The organism is Sphingomonas sp. T1 (assembly GCF_902506585.1).
Lineage (GTDB): Bacteria > Pseudomonadota > Alphaproteobacteria > Sphingomonadales > Sphingomonadaceae > Sphingomonas > Sphingomonas aerolata.
In genome coordinates, this window is record NZ_LR733875.1 from 3,388,992 (window position 1) to 3,406,918 (window position 17,927).

A 17,927-nucleotide genomic window follows, 5' to 3' on the forward strand; every position below is an offset into this window, starting at 1 on the left:
CCAACCGGCCTGCGGGCCACATTCCCCTTTAATCCTGAAAGTAATCAATGACTCCGAAGAACGAACTCCTTTTCTGTGGCCTTGGCGGCTCCGGCGAAATCGGCATGAACGTCAACCTGTATGGCTGCCAGGGCAAATGGGTGATGGTCGATCTCGGCATCACCTTTGCCGATCCGCAATATCCCGGCGTCGACGTCATCCTGCCCGACCTGTCCTTCATCGAGGAGCGGATCGACGATCTGCTCGGCATCGTGATCACGCACGGCCATGAAGACCATATCGGATCGCTGCCCTATCTCGCCGAAGACCTTGGCGTGCCGATCTATGCGACGCCGTTCACAATGGGCCTGGTCCGCGGCAAGCTCGAGGAAGAGGGGATCGCCAACCGCGTGAAGCTCAAGATGATCCCGATGGGCGGCAACTTCCAGCTCGGGCCGTTCGGCTTCACCTTCGTCGAAATGTCGCATTCGATCCCCGAGGCGAACGCGTTGCTGATCGACACGCCCTATGGTCGCGTGTTCCACACCGGCGACTGGAAGCTCGACAAGAACCCGGTGATCGGCAATCCGACCAAGCCCGAAGGCTTCATGGCGATCGGCGACAAGGGCGTCGACGTGCTGGTCTGCGATTCCACCAACATCTTCAACACCACCGCATCGGGCAGCGAGAGCACGGTCCGCAAGGGTCTGTTCGAAGAGGTCAGCAAGGCCAAGGGCCGGGTGATGATCACCAGCTTCGCGTCGAATGCCGCACGGCTCCACACGTTCGGCGAAGTCGCGAAGGAAACCGGGCGCAAGCTGTGCGTCACCGGACGTTCGCTCGACCGGATCATCAAGGTCGCGCGCGCGACGGGGTATCTGAAGGACTTCCCCGAGACGATCGATCCCGACACCGCGATGCGTTTGCCCAAGAACAAGGTTCTGATCGTCGCCACCGGCGGGCAGGGCGAGGAGCGTGCCGCGCTCGCGCGGGTTGCCAATGGCAGCCACACGATCACGCTCGAGGCCGATGACACGGTGATCTTCTCGTCGAAGCAGATCCCCGGCAACGAGGTCCAGATCGGCCGCATCCAGAACACGCTGGCCGCCAAGGGCATCCGGATGGTGACCGAGCGCCAGGCGCACGTCCACGTCTCGGGCCATCCCGGCCAGCCGGAACTCGCGCAAATGTACGAGTGGCTGCGTCCCGACATGCTGATCCCGACGCATGGCGAGATGCGCCACATGATGGAGCATGCGCGCTTCGGGCTGGAGCAGGGGATTCCCCGTGCGCTGGTGCAGAGCAACGGTGACATCGTCCGGCTGGCGCCCAAGGGGCCGGTCAAGATCGGCAATGCGACAGTCGGCCGCCTGGTCCTCGACGGTGACGTGATCCTGCCGGCGGACGGCACCACGCTGAACGAGCGTCGCAAGCTGGCTATCAATGGCCAGATTTCGGTCGCGGTGGCGATCGGCAAGGACGGGCGGATGCTCGGCCAGCCGCAGGTCCGCGTTCAGGGCGTGCCGGTGGAGGAAGATCGTGCCGCGTTCGTCGCGGATGCGGTCCAGGCGGTTGCCGACACCGTGCGGGGCGGCAAGCGCGATATCGACAAGATGCGCGAGCAGGTCCGGCTTGCGGTCCGCAAGGTCTCGACGCGCTGGACCGGCAAGAAGCCGATCGTCGACGTTCTGCTGATCGAAGGCTGAGCTGATGCGCTGGACCTCGGCACTCGCGATCTACGTCCTGTTCTGGGCGTTCTCGGTGTTCTTGGTCCTGCCATTCGGTGTGCGGACGACGCGTGAGGTCGGGGGCGAAACCGTCCCCGGCCAGTCCGAGAGCGCGCCGCATGATTTTCACGCCGGCCGCGTGGCCTGGCGCGTGACGATCGTCGCGACGACGCTGTTCGTGCTGTTCCAGCTGAATTACGCTTACGGCTGGATCACGCCGCAGATGTTCGACCTGTTCGACACACGCGACATGGTCCGCCGCTAACCCGACCGGGGCGGGCGCCCCCTTTACCGCAGGCGTTCTATCGCCTGTGCGAGCGCCACGTAGAGCTTGCCCATATCCGACGAGAGCAAGGTGACACCGAGCGGTGAGCCGTCGCGCTGTGCGAGGATCGCACGCAACATCGATTCGAAGTCGTGGATGTAGCGGTTCACCATCTCGCGGAAGCCCGCATCGTCGTCATACAGGTTCGCGATCGCGCGGGCGTCGTTCGCATCCAAGATGCGCACCGCCCGCCGCGTGAAGACGCCGCGATCACCCTTGAGATAGGCGGCCCAGGCGCTGTCGGCGACTTCGGGCGCGAACGCCTTGGCGATGTCGATCGAGGCGGAGTTCAGCGATTCGATGAGCAGCGAGACCCGCCGCGCGAAGGTGTCGCGGTCGGCGGTTTCGCGGTCGTTGCGTGCCTCTTCGAGCCGGGTTTCGACGACCGCGGTCTGCTGTGCGATCGCATCGACCTGTGCCGCCAGCCGCTCGGTCGCGCGCGTCGTCGCGTCGACCGCGGCGTCGGTCGCGTCGCCGATCGCCTGAATCTGCCGATCGACGGTGTCGCCGGTCGCGCGACGCAGCGCAGCGCTGCTGGCGAGCTCGAGCGCCTGCGCGGCGTCGGGAATGACCTGAGCGAGCGTGTGGCGCGCGGTATCCGCCGCCGCGGTCGCGGTCTCGCGGACGCGCAGCAACGCCTCGACGAGACGGGGTGCGGCCTCTTCGGAGAAGCTGTTGGTGCGGTCGATCGTCTCGTCGACCATCTGGCCGAGTGCGTCCGCCTTGGCGCGACCCGAGGCCAGCGTGTCGAGCAGCGTGTTCGACAGACGATCGACCACGCTACGCTGTTCGGCGATGACACCGGCAATCGCCTCGATCGCGTCGTGCGTGCTTTCGGCCGCAGTGACGAGCGCGAGCAGTTCGGGCTTTGCCGCCACCACGATCGCCTTGCTGTCGGCGACGCGCCGGTCGAGCCGGGACAGCGCGTCAGGCAGGGTTTCGTCGATCTCGCGCGCCGCGGCGTCGAGGGCGATCAGCAGCGACTCGGTCGTGCCGATCGTCCGCCCCGCCATCGCCTCGCCCGAGCGGAGCGCCTCGGTCATCGCGTCCGCCGAGCCGCCCAGCGCGCTGATCGACGCAGCGAGCAACTGGGTCCGCTCGACACCATGATGGTGGAGCGTGTTGATCCGCGTCTCGACCTGGTCGAGGCCTGCACCGAGCGACCCGAGGATATCCTCCCCGGATGCGCGCTGATCCTCGAGGCGGCGGGCAACCTGTGCGATCGCCGAATCGACGCCGGCGATCCGGTCGGCGATTGCCTCGGCGCTTGCGCGCGTCGCGCCGTCGAGTGCAGCCTGATTGGCACTGACCATCGCCAGCACCGCGTCACCCTGCGCGGCGATACCCTTGCGTGCCTCGTCGACCGCATCGGCGGTGCGCCCGAGCAGCGCGTCGACCGCTGCGGACATCGTCTCGGTGACGGCCTCGAGCCGCGCGCCGGCGGTTTCGCTGGTCGCCTCCATCCGGATGATATGCGCGGCCAGCCGCTGCGCCGCGCCGCTCGCGACCGCATCGGCCTCCCGCCCACGGGCCGCCAGCGCGCCGATCTGCGCATCGAGGGCACCGGCATGTTCGCTGGCGGAAAGGCCTGCGCGCTCGAGCTGGTCCGCCATCGCTTCGGTCTCGGCATGCGCGCGCGGCAGCGAGGCAAGCAGGACACCGAGCGACGTCTGCGTCGCGTCTGCCGCAGCAACGAGGCTGCGCGTGTGTGCGTCGGCGCGTTCGATCTCGGTCGCGAAGCCTTCGCCGATCGCACCGAGAAATTGATGCGCGGTCTCGCCCATCGTCATCAGCGTGTCGACCTGATCCGCCAGATGACGGCGATTGCGGTCGATCGTCTGCGCGGTCGCGGCGACCGCCTGCTCGAGCCGGGCGGATTCCGCCTGCATCGCGCGCGCCGTGACACCGAACCGCGCCGCCTCGGCCCGGCTCGTCCGCATCGCGAGCAACCAGATGATGCCGATCAGCGCCGGCACGACGCACAGCGCCGCGAGAAGCTGGACCAGCGCGACCGGTCCGATCGCACCGATCTCGCCGCGGACGAGCCAGAGCATGACGGCGAGCCAGAGCAGGACCGCGGCGATCGCCGCACCCGCGAAGATCCGCCCGCGATCGGCGCCGTCGTCGTCCGCCGGCAGGATATAGTCGTCGATAAACACGGGTGCGCGTTCCTTCAAAGGCGGTGGTGGGACGTCGCCAAGGTCCGGATCCCGGGCAGGGTCCGCGCGCAGGCCGATGATGGAAGAACCCCCGTTCATGCCCGGGTTTTACCATGAAATCGGCTTTGACAAAGCGAATAGCGCAACCTCCCGTTAAGTCGGTCGCGTGTACGCCCCATCTCATGGCCTATGATCCCGGAGCAATCGACGCCGCCCTGGCAGCCGCGGTCGGGGACGATCCGCTGCTGATCGCCGACCTGCACCTCGCCTTCACCCACAGCGCGGCTGACGCGCTGGACGCTATGGTGGACGCATCCGGCGCCGAGGCGTGGCGCGCCGCGGCATGGCGGCTGAAGGGGCTGGCGGCGAGCTTTGGCGCGATGCCGCTGATGACGCTGGCGCGCGCGGCGGCCGACACCCCGCCCGGCGACGACGACATGCTGCGCCGGCTGCGCGACGCGGTCGAGCAGCTTTGACCCGGATGCAGGGCGTCGATCTGCACGCGCTTCCGACGCGCGGGCTTTGCATCCGCCGTTTCGACGCCTAACAGCCGCAGATGCTTGCCGGGCTTCTCTTTGCTATTCACGATGCCGACGATCGTCCCGATCGCCTGGCTGCCACTTTGCCGTTCAGCGGCGTCACGCTGATCGAGTATCAGGCGCGGTTGCTGATTGCAGCCGGCGTGCGTCAGGTCATCGTCGTCGTCGCGCGGCTGACGCCCGAGTTGCTGGGCGCGATCAATCGCATCAACCGCCGCGGTGTCGCGGTCGATACCGTCCGGACTGCGGCCGAGGCGATGGAGAAGCTCCATCCGCTGGCGCGCGTCTTGATGCTCGGCGACGGGCTGGTGACGACCGAGAGCATCGTCGCGGCGATGGCGAACGAGGGTGGCGATGCGCTGCTCGTCGTGCCGGAGGACGATGCCGGACCCGGGTTCGAGCGCGTCGGCGGCCAGATGGCATGGGCCGGTGTCGCCCGGCTGGAGCCCGCGCGGATCGCCGAAGTCGCGGGCCTTCCCAATGATTACGACCTGCAATCGACGCTGCTGCGGATCGCGGTGCAGGCGCGCGCGGTGCAGATCCTGTTGCCGACCGATGCAATTCGCAGCGGGCACGGCATCGAGCGCGAGGCGCGGACGCTGGAAGAACGCGGTCGTGCGGTGCTGGCAACGATCGTGTCGGGGCGTAGCGGCTGGTTCGACCGTTTCGTGCTCGCGCCGATCGCCAGGCTCGGCCTGCCGTTCCTGGTCGATAAGAGCGTTGCCGGCACGACCGTCGGCGCGACGTCGCTGGGTATCGCCGTAGCCGGGCTTGGCGCCATGCTGTTCGGCTGGCTGGCGACCGGACTGGTGCTTGCCAGCACGGCCTGTGTCGGTCTGGCGATCGGCTCGGTGCTGAGTGGCCTGCGCGACGATGAGTCGGTCGCGACGATGCAGACGCGTGGGATCGGCGTCGTCAGCGCGCTCGCCGTCCTGCTGTTTGCCTTTCTGTGGGCGGGCTATTCGGCGGACAACAGCGCGCTGGTCATGGCGGCCGCGCTGCTTGCGATCGCGGCACTGGGCGAACGCGCGATCGTCGAGCGCGCGCGCCGCATGTGGTGGGGCAGTGCGCCGGCCTATCTGCTGATCGTCACGATCGTCGCGATCCTCGGATTTCCGCTGTTGGGGCTTGCGATCGCCGGACTGTACGCGACGGTCACGCTGGCTGCGGCAATCGAGCATCTTCGTCTTCAGCCTTAGTACCGCCTTAACAATAAGGGGGTAGGCACGGCGCATGTCGGTTGGCTCTGAACCCTTGCCTGATCCCGCGCTGTCACGCGCGAGTGCGATCGCGCGCGCCGCGCGTGCGCGTCAGCGGGCCGACGACCGGCTGGAAACCACGATCACCGACTTTTTCCTGACCGCCGATGCGCGGCTGGAAGAACGTACGCGGTTGATGCTGGCGCATGTCCTGCGCGGCATCATCGGGGCGATCGAGGCGGATATCCGCCGTCATGCCGCCCGCGTTCTCGCCGGGCTGGGGGAGACGACGCGGGCGGAGGCGATCCTGACGCAGGGCGGCGCCTTGCTGCGACTGACGCGGTCGGGGGTGTTGCGCGACCGCGATCTGCTGAAGGACCTGATCGCACGCGTCCGGCATGACCTGATCGCCGATGCCCTTCCCGCCGCGATCGCCGGTCCCGAGGAGCCGAGCCTGTTGATCCGCCTGACGGGGGTGTCGGATACGACCGTCGCCACCGCGGCCGGCGCTCTGCTCGCGGCGGAAAGCCGGCGTCGCGCGGCCAATGAATCGGGAATGATCGCGGGAAGCGACGTGCCCGCCGACCTGCATCGCCGCCTCGTCTGGTGGGTTGCCGCGGCGGTGCGCGACGGGCTTGACGATGCCTTGAAGGACGCTGGCGAGATGGTCGCGATGCAGGGCCGCGGCCAGAGTGATCAGGCAATCACCGAAGCGGCGCTGCGCAGCCTTGCCGCGCATGATGACGCGGAGCGCCCCGAGGCCGTCGCGATCCGCCTCGCCGCGGCGATCGATGCCCGTCGCGACGAATTGCCGGCGCTGCTGGTCGAGGCGCTCGGCGACCGGCGTCTGACCCTGTTCGTTGCGGTGCTGGCGCATGCGATCGGGATCGATGCCGAACAGGTCCGGGTGATCGTACTCGATCCCGACGGAGAGCAACTGTGGCTGGCACTGCGGGCGGCGGATCTTGACCGGGAGACGATCGCGCGGATCGGGCTGGCGCTGGCCGATGCCGATCCACGCCGTGATATCGAAAGTTTCGCCGACGCGCTCGACAGCATCGCGAGCGTCGCGGTCGACGACGCGCGCGCGGCGATAGCACCGCTGGCGATGCACCGCGAGTTTCGCGCTGCGTTGCGGGCGCTGGCCGGGGCAGACCGACGATGACGGGATATACGACAGGCGACACTGCGGTCGCACTGGCGGAAGTGGCAGGGGACGGCGTGTTGCTGTCGGCGGATCCAATCCTGCTTGCGCTCAACAGCCGCGCCGGGGGGGTGATCGGCGCGCCGATCGCGGTGCCGCAGCTCGCGATGATCGCACGTCTGGCGCGCCGGCTGGGAATCGCGGTTTCGCGTAGCGTGGTGATCGCCGACGACGACGTCGATCTCGATCTGTGGGTCCGTGCGCAGCCCGAGGGCGATACGGTCGGCCTTGCGGTGAGCGGCTGGCGCGAACTCCAGCCATGGCGTCCAGCCGCGCCGAACCCCGGTGCAGGCGTCGATTTCCTGTCGAGTGGTGCCGACTGGCGCTGGGAAACCGACGCAGCACTTCGCCTGACATTTGTATCGCCCGACGCAGGGCCCCGCATGGGCGTCGACCCGCTCGCGTTGCTCGGCAAGCCGCTGACGAGCCTCGTCATGCTCGACAGCGGCGATGACGGCGCGCTGCCGATCCTCGACGCGGTCGCGCGCCGTCAGCCGCTCGACGCACAGCCCGCGCGGCTGCGGGGGTCGGGCCGCGCGATCATGCTGAGCGCCGTGGTCCGCCGTGACGCGGAACGCGCCTTTGCCGGGTTCATCGGCAGCGGGCAACTGATCGACGATCCCGCGGACGTACCATCGCCGCCCGCCAAGCCCCGGCCGGCAGGGGCGGACCAGCTGTCGCCGACCTTCACCGCCGGGCTCGACCGTGCACTGCGGACACCGCTGGCGCGCATCGTCGCGAACGCCGACAGTATCCATGCGCAGACCGATGGTCTGGTGCAGCCCGATTATGCCGATTATGCCGCGGATATCGCCAATGCCGGCCGCCATCTGCTGGCGCTGGTCGACGATCTGGTCGATCTTCAGGCGGTCGAGCGGCCCGACTTCGCGCTGCTTCTCGAGACGATCGATCTGGCCGATATTGCGCGGCGTGCTGCCGGGCTGCTGGCGGTGCGGGCGGGGAATGCGAATGTGACGATCACCCGTCCCGCCGCGGAAGCCCGCGTCGTCGCGCGCGGCGATTTCCGTCGCGTGTTGCAGATCCTGGTCAATCTGATCGGCAACGCGGTGCGCTATTCGCAGTCGGGTGGCGCGGTGCTGGTGACGGCGCATGCGGGTAGCGATCAGGTGACCGTCGTCGTCGCGGATACCGGCAAGGGCGTTGCGCCTGCGGATCATGCGCGGATATTCGAGAAGTTCGAGCGGGTTGATGCGTCCGAGCCGGGCGGCAACGGCCTCGGCCTCTATATCGCGCGGCGGCTGGCACGTGCGATGGGCGGCGACCTGACGATCGACAGCGCGATCGGCGAGGGCGCGCGGTTCGTGTTGTCGTTACCGACGCAGGCGGCGCGCAGCCAGGATCAGTACCAGGCCTAATACCGCAAGCGCGGCGCCGCGGTCCGCCCAAGGCCGCTGATCGAGCATGAAGCTCGATGGCGGCCAATGGACATAGCCAAGCCCCTGGCCGATCCACAGGAACCCCATCAGCGCGCACAGCACGCCGATGACCATGAGGATCGGCCGGAGCTTCATCTCAGCGCGACGCCATCGGCGTATAGTCGCGCTGCGTCGGGCCGCTGTAGAGCTGGCGCGGACGGCCGATCTTCTGGTCGGGATCGGTGATCATCTCGTTCCACTGCGCGACCCAGCCGACGGTGCGGGCGAGTGCGAAGAGCACGGTGAACATCGAGGTCGGGAAGCCGATCGCCGAGAGGATGACGCCCGAATAGAAGTCGACGTTCGGGAACAGCTTCTTCTCGATGAAGTAGGGATCGTTGAGCGCGAGACGCTCGAGCTCGATCGCCACGTCGAACACGGGGTCGGTGACACCCAGCTCGCCGAGCACTTCCTTGACGGTCGTCTGCATGACGGCCGCGCGCGGGTCGTAGTTCTTGTAGACGCGGTGACCGAAGCCCATCAGGCGGAACGGATCGTTCTTGTCCTTCGCGCGGGCGATGAACTCGGGGATCCGATCGACCGTGCCGATCTCATGCAGCATGTTGAGCGCGGCTTCGTTCGCGCCGCCATGCGCGGGGCCCCACAGGCAGGCGATGCCGGCCGCGATGCACGCGAACGGGTTGGCGCCCGACGAGCCGGCAAGACGGACGGTCGAGGTCGACGCGTTCTGCTCGTGGTCGGCGTGGAGGATGAAGATGCGGTCCATCGCCTTTTCGACGATCGGGTTCACGACGTACTTCTCGGCCGGGACGGCGAACGTCATCTTCAGGAAGTTGCCGGTGTAGCTCAGCGTGTTGTCCGGATAGACGAACGGCTGGCCGACACTGTACTTGTACGCCATCGCGGCGATCGTCGGCATCTTGGCGATCAGGCGGTGCGACGCGATGACGCGCTGTGCCGGATCGTGGATGTCGGTCGAATCGTGATAGAAGGCCGAGAGCGCGCCGACGACGCCGCACAGGATCGCCATCGGATGCGCGTCGCGACGGAAGCCACGGAAGAACTGTGCGAGCTGTTCATGCACCATCGTGTGGCGAGTGATCGTGTTCGAGAAGGTCGACAGCTCGTCTTCGCTCGGCAGTTCGCCGTTCAGCAGCAGATAGGCGACTTCCATGAAGTTCGACTGTTCGGCGAGCTCGCCGATCGTGTAGCCGCGGTGGAGCAGCGTGCCCGCATCGCCGTCGATATAGGTCAGCTTCGACTGGCACGAGGCGGTCGAGGTGAAGCCCGGATCATAGGTGAAATTGTCGGTCTGCGCGTACAGCTTGCGGATGTCGATGACATCGGGGCCGACCGTACCGGACATGACCGGATAATCGAATTCCTTGCCGTCGACCTTGAGGTTTGCGGTCTCGCTCATGCTTGTATCCTTCCTCGAAATCTTATCAGTCTGCCATCCGGTCGGCGATCCGACCGAGGCTCTCGTCACGCCCGAGCAGGTCGAGCACATCGAATATTCCCGGCGACGTCTTGCGACCGGTCAGCGCGGCGCGAAGGGGTTGTGCAACCTGCCCGAGCTTTAGGCTTCGCGCTTCGGCCACGCGCCGTACCGCGCCTTCGAGCGCTTCCGTATCCCACTTGTCGAGCGCGTCAAGTTCAGCATGCGCGTTCGTCAGAATCGCACTCGCTTCACCCTGCAAAAGGCTCGCTGCGGCGTCATCCATGGCCAAGGGGCGCTGGCTGAACAGGAAATTCGAACCTTCGGCGAGTTCGTTCAGGTTCGCTGCACGTGGCTTCAGGACAGGCATCGCCCGAGTCAGAAGGTCGAGTCCGCCATCGGGCAGGGCGTGACCGAGGCGATCGGCGGCGAGCTGGGCCAGACGCGCATCATCGGCCTCGCGGATATAGTGGCCGTTCAGGTTCTCGAGCTTCTTCAGGTCGAAGCGCGAGGGCGACTTGCCGACGCCCGACAAATCGAACCATTCGACCGCCTGTTCGCGGCTGATGATCTCGTCATCACCGTGCCCCCAGCCGAGCCGCAGCAGGTAGTTGTCGAACGCCTCGGGCAGGATGCCCATCTCGTCGCGATACGCCTCGATGCCGACGGCGCCGTGACGCTTGGACAGCTTGGCACCATCGGGGCCGTGGATCAGCGGGATGTGCGCATAGATCGGATCGGGCCAGCCGCCCTCGATCGCGTCCATCGCGCGGTAGATCGGCAGCTGGCGGAACGCGTTGTTGAGGTGATCGTCACCGCGGATGACGTGCGTGACGCCCATGTCGTGATCGTCGACGACGACCGCGAGCATGTAGGTGGGCGTGCCATCGGAGCGGAGGAGGACGAGATCGTCGATTTCCTCGTTGCGGACCGTCACCGATCCCTGGACGCGATCCTCGATCGTGACCGCACCCTCCTGCGGCGCGCGCAGGCGGACGACATGGGGAAGATCGGGGGCCTCGCTCGCCGGCCGATCGCGCCACGGGCTGCGAATGCGGAGCGGCTTCTTGGCCGCCTGCGCCTCCGCGCGCATCGCCGCGATCTCGTCATTGGTCATGTAGCAGCGATAGGCGTGACCGGCCTCGACCATCTGGTGCGCGACGCGGGCGTGGCGATCGGCGCCAGCGAACTGCATGACGACGTCGCCGTCCCAGTCGATCCCCAGCCAGCGCATGCCGTCGATGATCGCGTCGATCGCCGGCTGGGTCGACCGCACGCGGTCGGTATCCTCGATACGCAGCAGGAATTTGCCGCCATTCGCCTTGGCGAACAGCCAGTTGAACAACGCCGTGCGTGCGCCGCCAAGATGCAGGAACCCCGTCGGCGACGGAGCGAAACGAGTAACCACGGGTGCGGCCGAAACGACGGCATCCGTATCAGATATTGCGCCCAACCGCGGGTGCTCCCAGACTGTAGAAACGATGGCCGGATCAGCCGTCGCCGCCTCTAGCATGCGTCCCCGGCGGCGACAAATGGGCGTGCCGCCCTGGATGGCGGAGCCGGGCCGGGCGATCGAACGCTGGCTGGAGGCAGAGCGCGACCAGCTCATAACCTGGATGCCGGTCGGGCTTGGCGGCGGCATCGCGCTGTGGTTCGTGCTGCCCGATCCCGTGGCATGGGGCACCGCGATCCTGGTGCTGGTCGCTGGCGGTTTGGCCGGACTTGCGGTGGGGCGCGGCGGGCGTGCAGCGCGGATGCTCGCGATCGGCGCGATTGCGGCGGCGCTCGGCATCGGGCTGATCTGGGTGCGATCGGACCGCGTGGCGGCACCGGTGCTCGCGGGGCCGACATTCGTGCAGCTGTCGGCGCGGGTCGAGACGATCGAACCGCTCCTCGCGCGTCGACTGGTGCGGTTGACGGTGCGGCCCGTCAGGCCGGGGCAGGACGCCGATGGCGCGCCGGTTGCGTTGCCAGGCCGCGTCCGCATCAACCTGGCAGAGGCGGATGCGCCAGCGGCGCTCGCAATCGGCGCGACGATAAAGCTTCGCGCGCGACTCATGCCGCCGCCCTTGCCCGCGGTGCCCGGCGCCTATGACTTTGCGCGCGTCGCCTGGTTTGGCGCGATCGGCGCGACGGGGCGGGGCTTTTCGCCTGTGGTGGTAGCAGAGCCGGGCCGCGGCGGCGCTGGAGTCCGGGTGGCGCTGTCGCGGCATATCGTCGCGCAGCTTGACGGGAGCGCGGGCGGGATCGCGGCGGCGCTGGCGACCGGCGACGTCGGCGCGATCAGCGACGCGGATGCGGAGGCGATGCGCCGCGCCGGGCTGGCGCATCTCCTTTCGGTAAGCGGCCTCCACATCACCGCGGCGGTCGCCGCGACGATGCTGATCGTGATGCGGCTGCTGGCGCTCAGCCCATGGCTCGCGCTGCACACGCGACTGCCATTGATCGCCGCGCTTGCCGGTGCCGCAGCGGCGATCGGCTACACCGTGCTGACGGGCAGCCAGGTGCCGACGATCCGCTCCTGCGTCGCGGCGTTGCTGGTGCTGGTCGCGCTGGCGATGGGGCGCGAGGCGATGACGTTGCGGCTCGTCGCGACGGGAGCGATCGCGGTGATGCTCGCGCTGCCTGAATCGCTCGCCGGGCCGAGCTTCCAATTGTCGTTCGCCGCGATCACCGCGATCATCGCGCTGCACGAGCATCCCGTCGTCCGTGCCACGTTCACGCCGCATGACGAGGGCCGCGGCAGGACGCCTGTTGCGCGGCGCCGTGTCGCTGCTGCTGACCGGGCTCGTCGTCGAGGCGGCGCTGATGCCGATCGCGGTCTATCATTTCCACAAGGCCGGGGTGTACGGCGCGGTGGCCAATATCGTCGCGATCCCGCTGACCACGTTCGTCGTGATGCCGTTCGAGGCGCTGGCGCTGCTGCTCGACACGATTGGGCTCGGCGCACCCGCCTGGTGGCTGGTGCAGCATGCGCTCGACGCGTTGCTGTGGCTTGCGCGTGCGGTCGCCCACGCACCGGGCGCAGTCCGCGCGTTGCCTGCGGTTCCCGACGGGGCGTTTGCCTTGATGGTCGGCGGCGGTGTGTGGATCGCGCTGTGGCGGACGCGGTGGCGACGGATCGGGATCCTGCCCTTGGCGGTCGGCGCGGCGTGGGCGCTGACGACGCCGTCACCCGATATCCTTGTAACGGGCGATGGGCGTCACGTCGCGGTCCGGACCGCCGCCGGGCTCGCGCTGCTCCGCGATCGGGCGGGGGACTATGTCCGCGATACGCTGGCGGAGAATGGCGGGGTCGATGGTGAGCCGCTGCTTCTCGCGGATCAGCCCGATGCGCGGCGCAGCCGCGACCTGTGCCTGACCGATGTCGTAGCCCGCGGCCGGGCTTGGCGCGTGCTGGCGACGCGCAGCGTTTACCGGGTGCCGATTGCGCAGATGGTTGCCGCATGCCGGCGCGCGGACATCGTCATCAGCGAGCGCGGGCTGCCGCGCGGTTGTACGCCGCGATGGCTGAAGCTCGACCGGTCGATGCTCGCGCGGACCGGGGGGATCGCGTTGACGTTGACCACGGGGCGGATGGTGACGGTGCTCAATCCGGGGGACCGGCACCCGTGGCGCGATCCACCGACGCTGGCGCGGCCAATGCGACGGTTCGGGGCGGCGGGCGATCAGCATGGGCTGGCCGGGGGGGCGGCGTCGGTCCGGTTTCGGGTGCCGGCTCGGGGGTGGTCAGAGCGATAGGTCGCGACTGGGTATGTCGGGTCATGATCCTGCGAAGGTGGGGCCTCCGATTGGGAGGGCCGCAATTCCGAAACGCGGACGATGGTGCCTGGGGCCGTTGGTCACGAACGCCACTGCCGGTTGCGTGGCGGTGATGACCGCCAGCGCCCCCAGCATTCGTCAGTCGTAGCGGCGCAGGATACCCGACAGCTTGCCCTGAACCCGGACCTGAGCGGGCGCATAACGCTGCGGGTCATAGGCGCGGTTGGCCGGGTCGAGCCGGACCATCGCGCCCTCGCGGCGGAAATATTTCAACGTCGCTTCGCTGTCCTCGATCAGCGCGACGACGATCTCGCCGTCGCGGGCGATCTCGGTACGGCGGATCAGCGCATAATCGCCATCGAGGATGCCGGCTTCGACCATCGAGTCCCCCGAAACCTCCAGCGCATAATGCTCGCCAGTGCCAAGCAAAGCGGCCGGGACGGCAAGCATCGAGCTGCCCTCGAAGGCTTCGATCGGGACGCCGGCGGCGATCCGGCCGTGCAGCGGGATCTCGACGACGTCGTTCGCCGCGATGCGGGCGGGCGACGCGGGCGTGGCGCTGGCCGTGTTCGGCGCAGATACGGTGTCGGCCGATGCCGCCACCTTCGGCCCCGACTTCGCCGCCGTCTGCCCTGTTGCCGCCTCGGGACGCTCGGGCATCCTCAGCACTTCGAGCGCGCGCGCCCGGTTGGGCAGGCGCCGGATGAAGTTGCGCTCCTCAAGCGCGCTGATCAGACGGTGCACGCCCGATTTCGATTTCAGGTCGAGCGCGTCCTTCATCTCCTCGAACGAGGGCGACACGCCCGTCTCGGCGAGGCGGTCATTGATGAAGCAGACAAGCTCGTGCTGCTTGCGCGTGAGCATAACGGTTCTCCGTCCGGAACAGACGAGGAACTTCTATGGAACACTTGCAGCTTCGTCAAGCGGTGACGTCACGCGATGACGAGGATTTCCGCCGAGTCGCCCGCCCTTGCCGCCGGCGCGTCGCCATCGCGGATGATCAGGCAGGACGAGCGGGCGAGCGTCAGCAGCATCGAGCTGTCCTGGATGGTCGAGGCATAGGCGCGGCCGTCGCGCAGTTCGGCGCGCATATAGTCGGTCCGCGACTGGTTGGGCGGAAGATCCTCGCCGAGCAGCGCATGCGTCGTCTGCGGCAGGGGATCGCGCGCGCCGAGCATGTGCGCGACGACGGGGCGGACGAACAGGATCGCGGTGACGAAGGCGGAGACGGGATTGCCCGGCAGGCCGAGCAGCATCGTCCTGCCAAGCGTGCCCGCCATCATCGGCTTGCCCGGGCGCAGCGCGATCCGCCAGAAGTCGATGCTGCCGCCCGCTGCCTCGATCGCGGGGCGGACGAGGTCGTGATCACCGACCGACGCCCCCCCGGTGGTCACGAGCAGATCGGCATCGACCCCGGCAAAGGCGTCACGCAGCGTGTCGAGCCGGTCGGGGAGGATTCCGAGATCGATAATGTCGACGGGCAGGTCGGCGAGCATCGCGGCGAGCATGATGCCGTTTGATTCCGGCAGCGGGACGGGGTCGCTGGTCGAGCCGGGCGGGACGAGTTCGTCCCCCGTCGCGGCGACGGCGACGCGCAGCCGGCGGCCAACCGACAAGGCGCCGTGCCCGCCGGTCGCAGCGACCGCGATGCGGGCGGGCGTCAGCCGGTCGCCGGCCGCGATCAGCCGCGTGCCGGTCGCGAAGTCGAGCCCCTTGCGGCGTGTGTTGCGTCCCTCGAAGGCGGGGCCTTCGCCGTCGAGCATCAGCCCGTCGCCGTCGCGCGCCGCCTCCTCCTGGACGAGCACAGTGTCGGCGCCCGCCGGCATCGCCGCGCCAGTGAAAATCCGCGTAGCCTGTCCCGCGCTGACCAAGCGGGCGAAGGGGCGGCCGGCGGCGCTTTCGCCGATGACCGTCCACGGCCCGGGCAGATCGGCGTAGCGGATCGCATAGCCGTCCATCGCCGAGAGGTCGGTCGCGGGCTGGGTGCGGCGGGCGAGAATGTCCTCCGCCGCCCAGCGACCCATCGCGGAGCGCAGCGGCACGGTTTCGGCCGGCACGCGCGATGCCATGGCGAAGAGGCGGGACTGGGCTTCGGCGACGGGGACGAGAGGGCGCATGCGGGCTCCGTTCAGCGGGGCGATGAAGGTCTGCGCTGCTCGCACGAATGCCGCGGGGCGGAAAGCGGGCAACGCCGCGACCGGCAGGACACCGGTCGGTTACGCGATCAACGTACGAGGTACGGCAGACGTTGCGGTGAGATGGGACGACATGTCCGGCGTTGCGCCGCACGCAAATCCTGTCGTCAGCGCGGGCAAAACGCGCTAGCCCTGTGGCGCAGGTCCGACGCAAGCCGGATCCGCACAGATCGCGTCGGTGCCCTTCGGGGCTTGAATGGGAATGCGGTGCGGGGTTCGCCCCAAGACCGCAGCTGTCCCTGCAACTGTAAGCGGCGAGCGACACGCACGCGCCCCCTGCGACGGGGGCAGCCACTGGGCCGATGGCCTGGGAAGGTGTGCGTCGAGCCTTGACCCGCGAGCCAGGAGACCTGCCGGCGTCTGGTCGCTCTTGTCCCGGTCCAGGGGGTGGCCGAGGCACGGTGAACGCCGTCTGAGCGACGACCATGCGGCGGGGGCCGCATCGGCGACGCATGCCGGCCGCTCATGGCGTCCGGTCGGCGCGCGTCCCGGTCGTTCGCGGCAGGCCCCCGTCCTCGTCGGACGCCGGGGATGTGCTAATGACCAAGATCATGACCGGGCGGACCGCCGGGCGTTCGACGCGACACCGGATCGGCTGGATGTTCGCGATGCTGGTTGCGGCCAACATCGCCGCCTGGGGATGGGCGTTCGCGCTGTTCCAGGCGCAGCCGCTGATGCTGGGCACCGCGATGCTCGCCTGGGGGCTGGGGCTGCGCCACGCGGTCGATGCGGATCATATCGCGGCGATCGACAATGTGACGCGCAAGCTGATGCAGGACGGGCAGCGGCCGATCGGGGTCGGCTTCTGGTTCGCGATCGGCCATTCGGGGATCGTCCTGATCGCCGCGGTCGCCATCGCGCTGACCGCGAGCGCTCTGTCACAGTTCGAGGCGTTCAAGCAGGCGGGCGGGGTGATCGCGACACTGATCTCCGCGCTGTTCCTGTTCACGATCGCGGCAATGAACCTGATCATCCTGCGATCGGTGTGGCGGACCTTCGGCCATGTCCGCGGCGGGGGGCGCTATGTCGAGGAGGATCTCGACCTGCTGCTCGGCAATCGCGGGCTGCTCGCGCGGCTGTTCCGGCCGATGTTCCGGCTGGTGACGCGCAGCTGGCACATGGCGCCGCTCGGGTTCCTGTTCGGGCTGGGGTTCGACACTGCGACCGAAGTCGCGATCCTCGGCCTGTCGGCGAGCCAGGCGGCGGACGGGTTGTCGATCGGTACGGTGCTGGTGCTGCCCGTGCTGTTCGCGACGGGCATGGCGCTGGTCGACAGTGCCGACGGGGTGGTGATGCTCGGCGCGTATGAATGGGCGTTCGTGAAGCCGATCCGCAAGCTCTATTACAACATCACGATCACGCTGATCTCGGCGATCGTCGCGATCGCGATCGGCGGGATCGAAACGCTCGCGCTGCTGGCGTCGAAGCTGGGCCTCAGCGGGGGCGTGTGGGACGTCGCTTCGGCGCTGGGCGAGAATTTCAACGGGCTGGGCTTTGCGATAATCGCGCTGTTCGTGGCGTGCTGGGTGCTGAGTTTTGCGATCTACCGGTGGAAGCGGTTCGACGAGATCGAGGTAGTGCGGGGCTAACAAACAGCGTCGTCATCCCGGGCTCGACCCGGCACCCAGAGCCAGGCACCGCATTTTGTTTGGCTCTGGGTCCTGACTTTCGTCGGGATGACGGAGGTCAGGTGCATTGGCACAACCGCCAAACTCCTCTAAACCCAACCGCGAGGTTTGGTTCTACCGAACCTCGACAGATCGCGCCGGTGCCCTTCGGGGCTTGAATGGGAATGCGGTGCGGGAGGTTTGCCTCCCAATGCCGCGGCTGTCCCTGCAACTGTAAGCGGTGAGCGAGACGCACAGGCCCCCGATGCGGGGGCAGCCACTGGGTCACGGGACCTGGGAAGGCGTGCATCGAGCTTCGACCCGCGAGCCAGGAGACCTGCCAGCGTCATGGTCGCTCTTGCCTTGATCCAGGGGATGGTCGCGGCACGGTACTCC

Annotated in this window: 14 protein-coding genes, 1 pseudogene and 2 riboswitches; of the genes and pseudogenes, 9 read left to right on the plus strand and 6 right to left on the minus strand. The window is 68.1% G+C overall.

Going from position 1 to position 17,927, the window contains the following annotated elements; all coding sequences use genetic code 11:
• Positions 1-47 precede the first annotated feature (47 nt).
• Both GV027_RS15475 and GV027_RS15480 read left to right on the plus strand, forming a co-directional pair.
• The gene (locus GV027_RS15475) at positions 48-1,685 is read left to right on the plus strand and encodes a ribonuclease J (RefSeq protein WP_159512398.1); all 1,638 of its coding nucleotides are present in this window, start codon (positions 48-50) and stop codon (positions 1,683-1,685) included.
• Between the two features lie 4 nt (positions 1,686-1,689).
• Positions 1,690-1,971 (plus strand): DUF1467 family protein, encoded by a 282-nt coding sequence (locus tag GV027_RS15480; protein WP_031393778.1) that lies wholly within the window; start codon positions 1,690-1,692, stop codon positions 1,969-1,971.
• Between the two features lie 23 nt (positions 1,972-1,994).
• On the opposite strand, the gene GV027_RS15485 is transcribed toward GV027_RS15480, so the two are convergent.
• On the minus strand, positions 1,995-4,190 hold the full coding sequence (locus GV027_RS15485; RefSeq protein WP_328799469.1) for a hypothetical protein: 2,196 nt from the start codon (positions 4,188-4,190) through the stop codon (positions 1,995-1,997).
• A 182-nt stretch (positions 4,191-4,372) separates the two neighbouring features.
• On the opposite strand from GV027_RS15485, the gene GV027_RS15490 reads away from it, so the two are divergent.
• The 4 genes from GV027_RS15490 (at position 4,373) to GV027_RS15505 (ending at position 8,508) form a co-directional block, all read left to right on the plus strand.
• Positions 4,373-4,666 (plus strand): Hpt domain-containing protein, encoded by a 294-nt coding sequence (locus tag GV027_RS15490; RefSeq protein ID WP_159512400.1) that lies wholly within the window; start codon positions 4,373-4,375, stop codon positions 4,664-4,666.
• Between the two features lie 80 nt (positions 4,667-4,746).
• Positions 4,747-5,928, plus strand: coding sequence for a hypothetical protein (locus tag GV027_RS15495; protein ID WP_159512401.1), 1,182 nt, complete (start codon positions 4,747-4,749; stop codon positions 5,926-5,928).
• A 34-nt stretch (positions 5,929-5,962) separates the two neighbouring features.
• Positions 5,963-7,093, plus strand: a complete 1,131-nt coding sequence (locus GV027_RS15500) for a DUF2336 domain-containing protein (RefSeq protein ID WP_159512402.1) — start codon at positions 5,963-5,965, stop codon at positions 7,091-7,093.
• Positions 7,090-8,508, plus strand: coding sequence for a sensor histidine kinase (locus GV027_RS15505; protein WP_159512403.1), 1,419 nt, complete (start codon positions 7,090-7,092; stop codon positions 8,506-8,508). The genes GV027_RS15500 and GV027_RS15505 overlap by 4 nt, the downstream gene beginning before the upstream one ends.
• Here GV027_RS15505 and GV027_RS15510 read toward each other — a convergent pair.
• Genes GV027_RS15510 through gltX form a run of 3 tightly spaced genes read right to left on the minus strand, consistent with a single transcriptional unit; the run spans position 8,464 to position 11,480 of the window.
• Positions 8,464-8,664, minus strand: coding sequence for a hypothetical protein (locus GV027_RS15510; protein WP_159512404.1), 201 nt, complete (start codon positions 8,662-8,664; stop codon positions 8,464-8,466). The genes GV027_RS15505 and GV027_RS15510 overlap by 45 nt on opposite strands.
• Before the next feature lies 1 nt (position 8,665).
• On the minus strand, positions 8,666-9,949 hold the full coding sequence (locus GV027_RS15515) for a citrate synthase (RefSeq protein WP_159512405.1): 1,284 nt from the start codon (positions 9,947-9,949) through the stop codon (positions 8,666-8,668).
• Between the two features lie 25 nt (positions 9,950-9,974).
• Positions 9,975-11,480, minus strand: coding sequence for a glutamate--tRNA ligase (gltX, locus tag GV027_RS15520; RefSeq protein ID WP_081877730.1), 1,506 nt, complete (start codon positions 11,478-11,480; stop codon positions 9,975-9,977).
• 103 nt (positions 11,481-11,583) lie between these two features.
• Between gltX and GV027_RS21815 the strand changes: the two are divergent.
• Together GV027_RS21815 and GV027_RS21820 are read left to right on the plus strand one after the other, a co-directional pair.
• A pseudogene (locus tag GV027_RS21815) lies at positions 11,584-12,606 on the plus strand (ComEC/Rec2 family competence protein); the annotation flags it as partial.
• A gap of 88 nt (positions 12,607-12,694) precedes the next feature.
• Complete coding sequence (locus GV027_RS21820; protein ID WP_328799470.1) at positions 12,695-13,708, plus strand: ComEC/Rec2 family competence protein; 1,014 nt, start codon at positions 12,695-12,697, stop codon at positions 13,706-13,708.
• 159 nt (positions 13,709-13,867) lie between these two features.
• On the opposite strand, the gene lexA is transcribed toward GV027_RS21820, so the two are convergent.
• Together lexA and GV027_RS15535 are read right to left on the minus strand one after the other, a co-directional pair.
• On the minus strand, positions 13,868-14,593 hold the full coding sequence (gene lexA / locus GV027_RS15530) for a transcriptional repressor LexA (RefSeq protein ID WP_031440935.1): 726 nt from the start codon (positions 14,591-14,593) through the stop codon (positions 13,868-13,870).
• A gap of 68 nt (positions 14,594-14,661) precedes the next feature.
• Positions 14,662-15,846 carry a molybdopterin molybdotransferase MoeA gene (locus GV027_RS15535; RefSeq protein ID WP_159512406.1) on the minus strand — a complete coding sequence of 395 codons (1,185 nt, stop codon included), beginning with the start codon at positions 15,844-15,846 and terminating at the stop codon, positions 14,662-14,664.
• A 237-nt stretch (positions 15,847-16,083) separates the two neighbouring features.
• Positions 16,084-16,296: riboswitch (cobalamin riboswitch) on the plus strand.
• 179 nt (positions 16,297-16,475) lie between these two features.
• On the opposite strand from GV027_RS15535, the gene GV027_RS15540 reads away from it, so the two are divergent.
• Positions 16,476-17,513 carry a HoxN/HupN/NixA family nickel/cobalt transporter gene (locus GV027_RS15540; RefSeq protein ID WP_443029559.1) on the plus strand — a complete coding sequence of 346 codons (1,038 nt, stop codon included), beginning with the start codon at positions 16,476-16,478 and terminating at the stop codon, positions 17,511-17,513.
• A 160-nt stretch (positions 17,514-17,673) separates the two neighbouring features.
• Positions 17,674-17,890: riboswitch (cobalamin riboswitch) on the plus strand.
• Positions 17,891-17,927: the final 37 nt, after the last annotated feature.

Bases quoted from the DNA above. Each gene is read 5' to 3' on its own strand.
- GV027_RS15475 (WP_159512398.1), top strand. From the start codon at position 48: ATGACTCCGAAGAACGAACTCCTTTTCTGTGGCCTTGGCGGCTCCGGC.
- GV027_RS15505 (WP_159512403.1), top strand. From the start codon at position 7,090: ATGACGGGATATACGACAGGCGACACTGCGGTCGCACTGGCGGAAGTG.
- GV027_RS21820 (WP_328799470.1), top strand. From the start codon at position 12,695: ATGACGAGGGCCGCGGCAGGACGCCTGTTGCGCGGCGCCGTGTCGCTG.
- GV027_RS15500 (WP_159512402.1), top strand. From the start codon at position 5,963: ATGTCGGTTGGCTCTGAACCCTTGCCTGATCCCGCGCTGTCACGCGCG.
- lexA (WP_031440935.1), bottom strand. From the start codon at position 14,593: ATGCTCACGCGCAAGCAGCACGAGCTTGTCTGCTTCATCAATGACCGC.
- GV027_RS15540 (WP_443029559.1), top strand. From the start codon at position 16,476: ATGACCGGGCGGACCGCCGGGCGTTCGACGCGACACCGGATCGGCTGG.
- GV027_RS15490 (WP_159512400.1), top strand. From the start codon at position 4,373: ATGGCCTATGATCCCGGAGCAATCGACGCCGCCCTGGCAGCCGCGGTC.
- GV027_RS15515 (WP_159512405.1), bottom strand. From the start codon at position 9,949: ATGAGCGAGACCGCAAACCTCAAGGTCGACGGCAAGGAATTCGATTAT.
- GV027_RS15495 (WP_159512401.1), top strand. From the start codon at position 4,747: ATGCTTGCCGGGCTTCTCTTTGCTATTCACGATGCCGACGATCGTCCC.
- GV027_RS15480 (WP_031393778.1), top strand. From the start codon at position 1,690: ATGCGCTGGACCTCGGCACTCGCGATCTACGTCCTGTTCTGGGCGTTC.
- gltX (WP_081877730.1), bottom strand. From the start codon at position 11,480: ATGCTAGAGGCGGCGACGGCTGATCCGGCCATCGTTTCTACAGTCTGG.
- GV027_RS15510 (WP_159512404.1), bottom strand. From the start codon at position 8,664: ATGAAGCTCCGGCCGATCCTCATGGTCATCGGCGTGCTGTGCGCGCTG.
- GV027_RS15535 (WP_159512406.1), bottom strand. From the start codon at position 15,846: ATGCGCCCTCTCGTCCCCGTCGCCGAAGCCCAGTCCCGCCTCTTCGCC.